Origin of the sequence: Flavobacterium sp. MEB061 (genome assembly GCF_000834715.1) — a bacterium.
In the GTDB taxonomy this organism is placed as follows: domain Bacteria; phylum Bacteroidota; class Bacteroidia; order Flavobacteriales; family Flavobacteriaceae; genus Flavobacterium; species Flavobacterium pectinovorum.
This window is the reverse complement of record NZ_JXQR01000074.1, coordinates 165,867-179,849: the sequence shown is the minus strand read 5'-3', so window position 1 is coordinate 179,849 and position 13,983 is coordinate 165,867. Positions and strand designations below refer to the sequence as shown.

5 protein-coding genes are annotated in these 13,983 nt (G+C 34.0%); 1 reads left to right on the top strand and 4 read right to left on the bottom strand.

Annotated elements, in window-relative coordinates:
- Window positions 1-624 precede the first annotated feature (624 nt).
- The 4 genes from RT99_RS21820 to RT99_RS21805 all read right to left on the bottom strand — a co-directional run bounded on the left by RT99_RS21820 (window position 625) and on the right by RT99_RS21805 (window position 11,412).
- Window positions 625-1,008 (bottom strand): hypothetical protein, encoded by a 384-nt coding sequence (locus tag RT99_RS21820; RefSeq protein ID WP_131494942.1) that lies wholly within the window; start codon window positions 1,006-1,008, stop codon window positions 625-627.
- A gap of 2 nt (window positions 1,009-1,010) precedes the next feature.
- Window positions 1,011-1,919 (bottom strand): hypothetical protein, encoded by a 909-nt coding sequence (locus tag RT99_RS21815; protein ID WP_042566856.1) that lies wholly within the window; start codon window positions 1,917-1,919, stop codon window positions 1,011-1,013.
- Between the two features lie 66 nt (window positions 1,920-1,985).
- The gene (locus RT99_RS21810) at window positions 1,986-10,550 is read right to left on the bottom strand and encodes a LamG-like jellyroll fold domain-containing protein (RefSeq protein ID WP_242607242.1); all 8,565 of its coding nucleotides are present in this window, start codon (window positions 10,548-10,550) and stop codon (window positions 1,986-1,988) included.
- Between the two features lie 7 nt (window positions 10,551-10,557).
- Complete coding sequence (locus RT99_RS21805; protein ID WP_165587221.1) at window positions 10,558-11,412, bottom strand: tail fiber protein; 855 nt, start codon at window positions 11,410-11,412, stop codon at window positions 10,558-10,560.
- 492 nt (window positions 11,413-11,904) lie between these two features.
- On the opposite strand from RT99_RS21805, the gene RT99_RS21800 reads away from it, so the two are divergent.
- Window positions 11,905-13,617 (top strand): lipopolysaccharide assembly protein LapB, encoded by a 1,713-nt coding sequence (locus RT99_RS21800; protein ID WP_042566853.1) that lies wholly within the window; start codon window positions 11,905-11,907, stop codon window positions 13,615-13,617.
- The last annotated feature ends 366 nt before the right edge of the window (window positions 13,618-13,983 follow it).

Here is a 13,983-nt window from a genome sequence, read left to right as displayed (position 1 = left end):
CGAAACTATTATAACACATAAAGACAAACAACGCCATTGAATTCCAATGGTGTTGTTTGTCTTTATAAATCCGTTCTAATGTCTTGTATCCTCCTCAGTACTTATCGAATCTGAAAGATTTTCTTTTGCTCTAAAGGCATTAATAAATTCCAATACTTTCACTCTTTGTTTCAAAATAGTTGATATGAAATTCCTCATCCTGATCTATCTCCGAATATCCTTTAGCTACCAGGCTCTCTTTTAATTTAATTATATGCTGCTGTTTGCAGACATCTAACTCCTACAGATCTGCTGTAAGCCTTGTCCTGAAGTCTTAAAAAAAGATTAAATGTTCGATTGACTACCTGTCATTCTCCGAATGCAAAATGGCGGCAACTATTAGCTGTCATAAAAAAGATACCCTTTAACATTGCCTAATATATTAATCTGTACGGAAAAATAACATAAACGTGCCCTCGAACCACAAAAAAGCCTGCAAAAGTACTTTTGCAGGCTTTTTATTTTTCTTATAGCATTTATAGTAAGTAATTCGAATCTTTTATTGAAAGATGTAAAACTTTAATTATTTATAAAAAATCTATTACAATTTTTGTTTGCCATCCGTAACCTGAATGAAAACTTTAATTATTCTACCAATTCAAAATCTCCCTGATCTACATATTTTAGAACTGCTTTATAATTGCTACCTACTATTTGTGCCTCATTATTGCCATTAATCAAAGTAATGGGATTAACCTGAGAAGTTTTAACTGTAAAAGTCATGGTATAAACCACTCCGTTTACAGAATAATCTACTCTAAAAGGTCTATTTTGATCCACATAATTAGTTTCTATCTTTATTCCGTATTTTACGTTAGGACTTATACATTCATTTTCTGTTATTTTTGATCCATCTGCATGTACAAAAGAAATGCTTAGCGGCACAATTGTTATCTCGCTTTCATGATCTGAACAACTAAAAGAGACAATCATAACTAATAGTAAAATATAGTATTGCTTTATTTTCATTGTTATTGTTTTTGATTTATTACTATTTCTTTATTAATTCCGCCTATGCTCACATTGTATTTCCCTGCTTCCAGATTGTTAAAAACAGTTTCTCCATTCTGAATGGTTTGAGCCGTAATTTTAACACCTCCTTTTGTCAAAGTTGCCAGCGTATCATTTTCATCGTATAAAACTTTAACGACACCTCCGGCATAACATACGGCATCTTTTTTATAAAATAGTGCACTGCCTAATTTAACTATCACAGTCCATTGTTTCAAGACTGACTGATCTTCTGAAAGTACTTGAAATTGAACCGGGCTATTAAAATCTATCGTATTTGATCCTGAAATTTTATTCGCAGTTCCTATAAATAATCCGGCTCCGGCACTTAATTCGAATAAAGCATTTAATGCCGAAACATTTGTTCCTTTAGCCACATAAAGCGTTATTTGTGAACCGTCAACAATCTTAGTTGCTGTTTTTAAATCCTTAAAACTAAAATCTATAATTTCGGCATCACTTTTCAATGACGGGCTTGCAAAACTGTAAGACTGAAATAAATCTCCATAGTGTTTATTGTTTTCAAATACTTTTGTCTTTGCTACCTCTTTAATAACATTATTGGCAGAATCGTAGATTTTGAAATTGATTATTTCGCCATCTGTATTGGAAAAAACCGTTAAATAAACAACATACTTTTTCTCGCTTGCTACGTACAGCACATTGGCACTTCCACGACATTCTCCATTTACAAAAGCGGCTACTTTATCATTGGTACTTGTTAAGTTTTTTCCATCAACAGTCAAAAAACCTTCAAATGACATGGTGTATTGAAATTTATTTTCATTTACTGACCAGTCCGGAGATTGGGCAAATACACTACTGCTTATTATAAAAAACAGCAATATTATATGTTTATAATTTCTCATTTTTAATTGATTATAAACTCCTAAAACAAACTTAAAAAGATGTTTTAGGAGCTCAATTATTTGTTCTTAATTTTTTATAGCTTTCGTTTTTACCAGCTTTCCATCTACTCCAACTTCTACTATGTAGACACCTTCGGCTATATTTGGCGAAATTGAAATCACATTGTTACCGCTTTCAATAACCATCTTTTGGCTAAATACCAATTGACCGTGTGCGGAATAAAGCTGCACTTTTACTTCCTGTTTTTTAGCGGCATTAAGTTCTATGTTCAAAGCCGTTTTAAAAGGATTTGGATAAATGCTGTTTTCTCTTTTTGAAGCTTCTTCCAAAATAATCGGATTCGCAATTGTTCCAAGTACTTCATTGCCTTTAAAGACAAATGATTTTGAAGTTCCTTTTTTCGTAAATCCATCTCCCAGAGTAAAGGAAAGTTCTTCTGCATCTTCACCAAAAACGGTGATGAAACTTAGTTCTTTTCCTTCCACTATCTGATTTCTTGTAACACCTTTTAAAACACCTTTTGCATCATATACAAACAATTCATCAAATCCTTTCGGAAGTAAAACAACTGCATTCATGTTTTGCGAATACATTTTAAACTCTGATGCTATTGCTTCCTGTTCATTATTTGAAGCATTCTTAGATGTAGCATTTTTGCTTTTCTCTAAATTATCAGGATATTTAAAAGTCTGCTCTTTGGTAGACTTAATCATGTACCCTTTTCCGGCTTCCAGATACTTTAAAGTTCCGTTCCATCCGATGATCGGATCGTATATCGCAAACAAATTTTGAGATTTAATAACATCTCCATCATTGGCATCAAAATAAGCCAAAGCTTCGTTTGTAGTTTGATTAGATGCTAAAGGATAGGCAAGCCAGTTCCAGTTTTCCTTAATAGGGAAACTCCATGTAGCAACATCAACGCTTTTTCCTTTAATTTTTAAAGTCTGCTCTTCAGTGATGTTTACTTTATACATTTTAGAAGGAGAAAGACCTCCGTTTGCACTTATCGTACCAGACCATCCGCTGTTTGAAGGATTTGACTGATCTTTAAAATAAGTATCTAACTGCGCAGGAGAATGACTTAAAATACGGTTAGACGTTTCTAATGTTAGATTTTTTGTCAATGCATTTAAATCTGAAAAATTTGGATCATTTGCATTTAAAGAAACCCAGGTCCAGCCTTTATTAAGCTTAATTTCCTGTTCGATTAAACCTGAATTTACAAAAATGTAAGGTTTGCTCATAGTTCCCAGTACTTCGTTATCCATAAAATTAACAGATGGAACAGACTCGATACTTGCTTCTAAAATTTTACCCTGAGAAGCATCCCAGATTTTAAATTTTAGGTTTTCACCCGAATTTTTATTGCTGTAAACCGTTAAAAAGGCAAAATATTCCTTGTAAGCTTCATTATATACCAGCTTCACAGATCCTCTTGGTTCTTCATTATAAAAAGCAGCAATTTTATCGTAAGAATCTGCAGACAACACGCCATCTACTTTTATTTTTCCTATGATATTCATGCTATAATCAAAATGAGTCGGATCAACATTCCAGTTAGGTTCCGGAGCTAATACTCTTAATTTGATCTGTAATTTTTGATCATAACCAAAATCGGTTTGTAAATACAGATTCTCCAGATATTCGCCAACGGCAACATCCTGATCAATTACAGCTTTAATGGTCGTTTTAGTGTTAGGATCAATAGAACCTGTTGTTTTGCTTAAACTTAACCAGCTTGGTACATTGTTAATCGTAAAAGGCTGTTGTTTTCCTCCTTTATTCACTAATGTAATTTCAAAAGTTTTAGTTTCACCGCTATTTTTGGTAAGGTCTACAATTTCATTGTATCCTTCTGCAAACCAGCTTACTTCATTACGATTCACATAGGCTGTCCAGGTAACCGGAGATTCCTGCATGTTATTCGCACTGTCAAACATTCTGTGTACGGTTATATCTAAGATTTGTCCTTCTAATGAAGCCCAATCTGTAATAACCGGTGCAATAATCATTTCGCCATCTTTAATCACATTCGTCGTTACAAATTTAATCAGTTGTCGCTCTGGCTGAATTGCCGGAGTATCATTTGAATAATTTAAACTTCCGCTGCTTAAATTGGCATTGTTTACCACTACGGTTTGATTGGCATCTGCATGGTAATATCTTGGTCCGTTTGTCGTAACCGGATCCGGAACGTTCAGCCTTGTATATAATAACAGACCAATACTTTCCACATCAACCTCATTGTAACTATCCCTGTTTATTTGTTCTACGTTACGAAGTGTGTTCCATAAACGGAATTCATCCATCTTACCTTTAAAAGTACGATCAACGGTTTCTTTGCCTGACAAATCGCGTGTACCTCTGGCTCCAAGCCAAATTTTATTTCCAGAGAAACCTCCAATAGCTGTCATTTCATTTGAAGAAACTAATTTAGTATCTACATAAGTTCTCAATGATCCGGCTCTGTTGAACAATAATGTTACATGATGCCATGTATTATCAGTAAGTCCTTTTGATGTTAAAACATAAGAACGTCCTTCGCTTTTCAGCTGAAGATTTCCTGAATTATCCATATCAACAGACCATTTGTTTGATAATCCATTGCTTTGAATAACATCTGTACCGTCGCCTCTTCCATTTGAAAATAAAGTTGCTTCCTGTTGTGTATCGGTTTTAAGCCAAAACTCCATTGTAGCGTCCATTTCTTTCGTTAACTGAACAAAATTTACATTGTCCATCGTAAGATACTGTCCGTTATTAAAATCATATGAATTTCCTTTTGGCTTGATATCCCATGAAGCATTTACTGTTGCATGTTTAAATCGTACCAAATCTTTGGCTAAGGCATCTCTTCCTTCAGTCATCGGCCAATAGCCAATTAAATTCGCTTCATTTCCAATTAATTTAGCATACATTTTTGAATAAGAATCTTCTCTGGTCAAGGCTTTATTCCATAAACGAAGATCATGCATGTTTCCAACAAAGGTGTTTCCTCCTACTACCAAAGCATTGTTATTGGCAAATTGTGCATTGGCTTTGCCTGTTTTAGAAGCAATTTCAGTATCATCTTCAAAAATTCTATAATCACCGTTACTGTTGTTATACGTAAAGGCATAATGATGGAATAGATTATCGTTTTTCAATTCTCCCTGTAGGGTAACATCTGCCAATGTAAACGAAATATTTCCGTTATTTAGTCCGATATTTAATCCTTCTTCTTGTGAAATTACAGAACCTGCAGAGGCCGTTTGATTATTCATCCAGAATTCTAAACTTAAATTTCCGGATGCGATTTTAGGATTATTGATTACAGCTGTATTGTTAGCTCCTTCAAAATGCAGGCTTACGTTATGATCAATTTTTAACTGATTCGTTTGCCCTTTTATTTCGATTGTACTTACAGCAGGATTATAGAAAATATTTTCGTTAAAGCTTATTTTCAAATCTTCTCCGGCGCTTAAAATACCGTTGGTTGGCAATGGTGTACCAAATAACTGAGGCGCACTTAAGTCTACAAGTCCTGTAATAATATCAGATATAAATTCTGTATCATTAGTACATGTACTTCTGGCTCTAATTTGATAATTTCCATTGGACAGTTTTAAAGCTGCAATATCAAAATTGTACGTTAAACTCACCGCTGCACCAATAGATGTAATTTCGGTTTCGTTGTTTTTTACTGCCTCATCATAAAAGTCAGTAGTTCCGTAATACGTATGAAGACGAACCCAGTTAGGACTTGTCGCTAATCTGTATTCCAGGTCAATTTTTTTGAAGCTCTTGAACTTGGTGTTGTAACCCGTCAAATTTATTGACAATGGTTTTGTTGTACCATCTGTATTATAAGCTTTCTCTCTATTGTAAACCCAGTTGTTAAGCGGTGCGCTTACCGTTACGCTGGAACATGATGGAACGAAGCTTGCCGAAACAAGTACTTCTGAACTTACATCTGCGCCGTCACATAATGACTGCAATCTGATTTTTATGTCCTTATAATCATAAATATCTGAAATAGATTTACCTAAAGTCAGTTTATAAACAACTTGTTTTCCGTAAGGAACATTGACAATCGTACCGTTTGGTTCGATATTAAGTAAAGCATTGTTTGGATTCGTAGTATTGTCTACCACTAATAAAAAGTCAGCATCAGATCCTGAAGCACTGTTGTTTTCTAATTTTAATTCAAATTCTGCTTTTTTAGTTTCTACTACATTACTAACATTGTTGTTTGTTACCGTAAGTAATGGAACTTCTACTTTTTGAGTAGCAAAACTCAACATCTCACGCTTGTCATCAGCCAGTTCATTAATGACTGTAGCTGTATCGCTGTAAGTTGTTTTATTATAGAAATGAGTTTTTTCTGCATCTTCATAAGGACATGAAGTTCTTCCGCCCTGCGTAATAAATACAGGACCATTACCGTCAAAAGAATTTACTACATCTATGCTTAAAAAGTTGGCCTTATCATTGTCTTTAAAGGTATAGCTTATTTTGGTAGTCGTTGTTTTTTCTGTAGATAATGATGAATTAAAATCTTGTTGAAAAAATGCTTTTGTGTTAAATTCCAGACCAACTTTATTTACTGAAGTACCAAGTATCGCTGCTACCGACTGATCAATAACTACATTATATGAAGTAGATGCTGCCGATACTACACTTGTTTCTATACCACGGGAATACGCTCCCAAACCTGAATCAAAAGAAATATTTTTCTCAAATTCAGAGTCAAGCATACTTTTAATCAGATTAGACTGATTAAGCTGATTAGACAATTTTTCTTTAGATGCTGCAAAGCTAATGTCGTCATAAGCTTCTTTAACTCCTTTAGTAAAGTTTGCTATAACACCTGCCAGACCTGTTTTATAGGCAGCACGATCATTTTTAGCGGTATATTTAATTTTTTCATTATCGAGAATCACTTTTCGCCAAAGTCTTATCTTCTCTTCATATTCAGCTCTCTTCTGTACGTTTGCTGCAGAGTTCGGATCTGGTCCGTTTAAATTGTTTGTAATAAACAATTCATATTCCGGAATTAAAGAGGTTAAAATATGTTTTTGCGAATACATGAAAAATGTTTCGGTAGGCTTATCAACAAAACTAAGGGCTTTTTGTTTACTCACATATACCGGAGCGTTTGCAGTACCTAAGTTTACATATTCTGCAGGACTTAATGGCGTTGCAACACCATTTACATATTTATTAGGTATTGTATTGGATGTTTCGATGTTATCATACGAACCATAAAATATATTTTTTGAGTTTCCTATATATAAATCTCCATCTGAACCTACATAATCTGTGGCATCACTGGTTGAAATTGCTTTACTAAAAGTATAAGTGCTTGTTACACTTTTACCATCCTGAGAAGTTTTGGAAATACCTACACCTGTAACTGCTGAATTTTCCTGCTCTATTGATACTTTTGGTGTAGGAACTAAACCTCCCTGAAGCTCAAAGTACATTCCACCTGCAATAGTAAGCTCTTCCGATACTCCTTCCTGATGTGCAAAAGTGGCTTCGGATGTAAACGAAACACTTTCGCCTGCTTCAAGTGTGGCAAAACTATTCGAACCGGGCGGATCTCTTAAAATAATCGCAGGAATATCTGGTGCTGCGGTTACAAAAGTCTGGCTTCCGTCTGCTTTTCCTCCTAAAATAATTCCGGTATCTTTAAAGTTCTCAACCGGATAATCCACTTCGTTTAATCGATAATTCAAAGTGCTTTTGATCTCAAATGGCGGTGTAATTGATGGAATTCCTCCCTTAAATTCATAAGTTAAGGTACTTTCATTTGCCTTAATCGTTTCTGAACCCGACAAAGCCAGATTATTTGTTGTTACCAACTCACCATCTGTTACCGGCACTTTTACTTCTACAGCTGTTCCTGAATCTTTATTGGTATAACGTTCAAAACGATTCATCACAATTTTATACGGTATAAACTGCGTATAAACTGGTTTTGCAAAATTTACAGTTGATACTGATTGTCCTCGAACATTAATCGTCTTATCAGAAGTTTGTTCGATTACCTGTAATACCGGATTTGACCTGTAGGTGAAACTTTTCTCGTAATGATACGGTGTTCCTGTTAAGGTTTTATCTACGTTATTTTCTTTGTATTTATATTCCGGAGTTTTTACAACTGGAATCTCCGAAAAATCAAACGTTTCAGTAGTTCCGGCTTTTAATAACGAAATAGTTGGGTTGCTTTTGATGACCAAATCGTTGGCTTCCAAGCTATATTTTAACGGTATAACCGCAATTCGGTATTCTCCCGAAGCTGTATTGGTTGTATAATTAAACTTGGTATATTTGGTTACATTGGCTCCAAGTGGTGCATATCCTAATGAAAAATCGGCTTTACCAACATTATTTTTAGCACTTACTTCAAGATTTTTTGTAATTCCGGCATCAACAATAGTTTTTACTGCCAGACCTTCGGCTCCAAAACCAATACTTTTGGCCGCTTCTACAGATCCTCCCACTACTTTACCTACAACGGTAACTCTGGTATTGTCTACAAAATAAACAGGATCATTAGAGTCTTCAAAAAACTCTTTAAATTCACTTGTAGAAGCTGGAAAACGTCCGCTATAAGCAAATTCATGACCGTCTTTTTTTATCGTAATGTAATGTTTTCCAATAGGTACACTTACATCAAAATACCCTTTATCATCTGTAACCACCGGAATGTTATTGGCATCCAATACGATATTTCCGTCAATGTATACGTTCGCTCCTACTGTGTTTATTTCAGCATAACGATCTAAATAATCATCCGATTTATCTGTTGGAGTTCCTGCGTTATTTATCCAATATTTTCCTTTAGCATATTTTTCTCCATTAATTTCATAAGTATTATATGCCTCATCCAAAATATTAGCACCTCCGTCAATCCATGCATCATTTTTATTATCCGGTTTTTTAGTATCTACTGCCACGTAAGATGGAAAAACACCACGCGTATCAAATACTGCAATACCTTTAAAACTAAACGAAGACTGATCTACAAAATCAATTTTGTTTACTACTTCAGAACCTTGTCCTAAATAAACCAACTGTTGATTCGGTTCAAATTTATGCTGGCCGTACATTGGAGTAATGTTATAAGATTCTCCTGAACCAGAATACTGAATCGCGCTAATTTGGTAATTTCCTTTGCTGTCTGTTACCCCTAAAACACCCAATTGAGATGTTGTTGGATAATTATCTGCGTCTGCAGCCCATAACACTTTATTGGCTTCTACTGTATTGGCATCCCAAAGTTTACCATGATTTTCGTTATAAGTAAATCCGCTGCGAGACAAATCATAAGCATATCTTCCTGCTTTTTCATTGGCTCTCAAATACGTTACCATTCTTGAATCGTTTCCGCTTATAAATCTGGAATAATCAGTTCTTACTACAGCCGATTCTAATGCCGCTTTCCAAATTCTAATTTCATCAATATAACTTGCTCTTCCTCCTCCAACTTTAGCATTATCCCAGGTTACGCCAGAAAGTTTTATTGTTCCGGTAGGGATTGTTACATTAAAATATGGAGCAGTATAAGAGGCATCAACACCTTTTAATTTACTGTCTGCTTCTGTTTTGTAAGCTTGCGTAATCTGTCTTCCGTTCACATATAATAAAGGAGTCTGATTATCATTGATTACGACTGTAAAATGCACAAAAGATTTATTAAAATCTGAAACAGGCACCAGCAAATCATTTCCTCTTGAGTTTAAATTACCCGAAGGAAAATAATTCGTTAAAGTATATTTATTACTTCCAATGTTAACATCAATGGAGTTAGCAACCGAATTTAGTTTTACGGTTACATCAATATTATCTGCACTTTTAGAACTAGAGATATTAAACAATCGAATAGCAGCTTCTGAATCACTTGCATAAGCTCCTTTTGGTTTTACCCAAGCCTGAAAAGTTGCTGAATTCGAAATAGCTGTACTTAAACTCTGAATATCTATAAAACCCGTAGCCGGAATACTCAAAGCACTTCCTTTAGCAGTATCACTACCACTTGGAGTTGCTGTAACGACAACATCTTTAACAGGATTTCCGCCTTTATAACTAATATTTCCTGTTACAACAGCCGTAGGATTTCTGTATCCTATACCCGTAATGTAAGTACTATATAGTCCTGGCGTTGCACTAACACCCTGGGCTTCTACTTTATACTCGTACAAAACTCCTCCTTCTACATATTTATCTTCATAAGTAGTTTCTGTAGCAGAAAGACCTACGACTAAATTGTACGGAAGATTTCCTGCTTCTGTATAAATTCTTCTATATATCTTTATACTTTTTACCAGGTTCTCATTGGCTCTTAAGTCCCAGGTAATTAAAACTTTATCTCCATAAAAACCTTTTGAAACACCAAAAGATTCTTCTGCAAATGTGTTGTATAAATATAAGATATTCCATGGAAAACGAATATCAGCAGGATTTGTACGTCTTGGTCCTGTTTTATTTTGTCCTAAAAAAGGAAGACCTACCTGTATGCTAAATCCTTTGTTTTGAATAGCCTGTGACACGGGGACTATTTTTGCACCTTTGGTATTTTGGGCATAAAGTCCCGCTCCCAGAAAAAATATTCCGAGAAACGCAATTATTTTTTTCATCATTACAGCTTTACAATTTAATGATATAGTTTACACCGTAGTTAACAGGCCTTGTTTCTAAATCCCCAAAATCAGCCGTTGAGCCACTTATATTATGTGTATGGTTACCAGCATCTAGCACTGTTCCTGCAGAAGCGATATCAGGCTGACCAGCATTGTCATCTGTTTGAATAGCTGTAAACTTTCCGGTCATACTTAAAAGTTGATCATAATTTCCATTTTTATGGTTATGATTACCAGCAGTATCTGTAGTTAATGTACCTTTATTATGTGAGTGCTTTTCAAGACTATCATCTTGTGTTCCTTTTAAGGCTGGTCCAGGCTGATTATTTACAGGACTGGTTCCTGTACCTCTTAAAAACATACCTTGTAGGTTAGGTGCATTATTTCCTACCAAAGCAATTAAAGCCGTAGCTGTTGTAGGCAAAGCTTTACCATCGCAAAGTGCCCAGCCTTCTGGAGCAACTGTACCAATATAAGGCATAATTGATCCTACCGGAACACCATTATTAGCAGAAATAGCATAAGGTACATGTCGCAGTTTTTCATCAGAAATAATTTCTGCGCCTTTCTCTATTCTAAGATAAGCGATATTATTAGTAAATATACTGTTGTTAGCTGCTGTTGGATCAATTACATCAGAAAACACACCAAATGCGTCGGTGGTTAAATTTTTAGTGATTTTATAAATCGGCTGCTCAATACTTGACGCATTCAAATAATACAGAGTAAAAGTAAGATTGATAGTCTGATTTATCATTGCAGTGTTGTTAGCGTCTCTGGCAATACCCTGCACTGCAATTCCTGACTGAGTGATTGAACTTTGAGCGTAATTTGAGATTGTTGCACAAAAAAGACACAACATTAAAAGTAATTTTGATTTCATAGATATCATTTAAAAAATTAATAATTTCGAGGGGTTAAACATCCTTTTTGGATCTTATAATAATCGCCGAATATATTTTAAAATAATTACTTTATTAAATAATCAGGAGAGACAAAACGAGGACAAATTAGGATCTGCAAATTCACAAAAAACTAATTTACAAACACTTCGAGAAAGAGGTCTTACTTCATTCTTATAGAAACTGTTTTTAAGCGAAAATTCCCGCGTTACTGTTTGGATAATCCGCAGCAATTCATGATCATTGCAATATTTTCTCCAATTAAAGCTGCTTCTTCAAATCAGACTTAATTCATCGGAAATATCTGTATTAGCTAATAACAATTGTAGTAATAAAACGGCTTTTTCAAGAAACTTTCTCTTTTACTTTTCATTAAGATTTCTGCTATTTTTTTTTTAGTTAAACCATTTATTTTCATAGTTTTGTCACTCAAACAAGCCCCTTTTTCCAAAATGATTTCCTGTACAAAAAAAGCCACACTATTTTTTGTGTTATCCGCCTTTGTTTTTTTTACAAAATTAAACGCCCAAGAACTATATCCTCCTTCTACTGATTTAATTAAGAATATTGAATCTATAATTCTTAAAGAAAATAATACCAAAAAAGACACTATAGCACTAAAAAAATGCCTGTCTTATTTACATCAATCATCCAATAAAAAATCACATATTTTATATCATGCACTGCTGGCAAATGGTTTTTCTGTTTTCTTTGACAGAATCAATAACAGAAGTGAACATTATTTTTTAAAATCAATAGAAGAAGCCAAAAAGCTAAATGATCCCGCGCTCATCATTTGGACTCAACTGAATTATTCGCAATACTTGTATTATTATTGTCAGATTGATAAACTCATTCCAATTGTACTCAAAACAATGGAAGAAAGTAATCAGATTGATGCTTCAGAAATGATTTTACCCGAAGAAACTTTTAAATTCTTTGGCTGGATCATGTCTACTGTAGAAGATAATTCTGCAATTAGCTTTTATAAAAAATCAATGCAGTACATGGAGAAGTCTTCTTCAGAATCTGCCGGTATTTTAAATGCAATTGGCAACTGTTATCTTAGAAATAAAGATTTAGAAAATGCAATGCGGTATTTTAATCAATCTGAAACCGTCGCATTAAAAATAGGTGACAGTATCCGATATGCAAAAATTTTAGGGGATAAGGCACTCGTTTATGAAAAAAAAGGAAAACTAAAAGATGCTGTCGGCTTTTTAAAACAAGACATTTCTTATTCTCAAAAGTTTAAAATTGATAAGAATGAAATGTATGCTTCTATATTATTGGCCAGAATTCTTTTAAAACTGAAAGAAACCACTCAAGTCGAAAAAATTCTGGCAAGAGCCGGGAAAATTGCAAGTTCAAAATCGTATTACAGAAGTTCATTAAAAGAAGTAATTGAATTAAAACTTCTTGTTTTAAACGGCAAAGACCCTGAAAAAGAATTGTTATTAAGACGTCAGCTTAAAGTAATTGAGGAATATTTACTGAAGACAAACGGCAATACTGTACTGCAAAGATCGTATTGGCTTATTCAGAAAAAAAAATATGAAAATGATACTAAAAATATCCGATTACAATTAGTACAAGGAGAAAGAACGAAGAATCTCTATATTATCATTTTACTTTTAACTATTGTATTAAGTTTTATTACGTACAGTTCTTTAAACAAAAAATTAAAGACAAAAAGAATAAAACTTGAAAATGACCGATTACTTTTTGAAAAGATGCTTAAGGATGCTAATTCTGATATCCATACTTATGCGGAGTACCTTAAAAACAAAAACAAAAAGATATCTATTTTAGAAAATGAACTGGAAGAAATTAAAAACTCCAATTCGATACATCTGGAAGAAGAAAAAGGAAAACTTCAGGAAATATTGAGCTCTCATCTTATGACAGATGAAAATTGGGGTGCTTTTAAAAGAGAATTCATCAAACAGCATGGTGATTTTTACAATACTATAATTGATAATTTTCCGGAATTAAAAGAATCTAATCTGAAAATAATAATGCTCCAGAAATTAGATTTTAATAACTACGAAATGTCAAATTTATTGGGTGTAACAATTGATGCCATCAAAAAAAGCAAACAGCGATTGAAGAAAAAACTAGGCGATAAATATGATTTATTGTTTGAAATTATCGATTTGAAGTAACAGAAGAAGTATATCATTGAAATCTTTTGATAAACTCCATCATTTAGCCAATGGTTTGTATGTCTTCTTTATTGGTCCAGCCAAGGGGGTGAAGTGGATATTTTTCTGACACAATAAGGTTAAGGCAGTCGAGCTACTTATTTTCTCAATTGTCAACATTTTTAGTTTTGTGGCAGAATCGTGGCACAAGGCGTTTGGAGTGGATACCTTTTTTGCCACAAAAAATTAAGGCGTTTTTTAAAGATATTTCACCATTCTAAGTTTTGTGGCAAAATCATGGCGCAGTAGAATTTTAAAAATAAAAATACTGCATTAATGGGAGCTGTAAACTTAAGGTTCGAAACTGCAGCTCTCCGATGCATAACT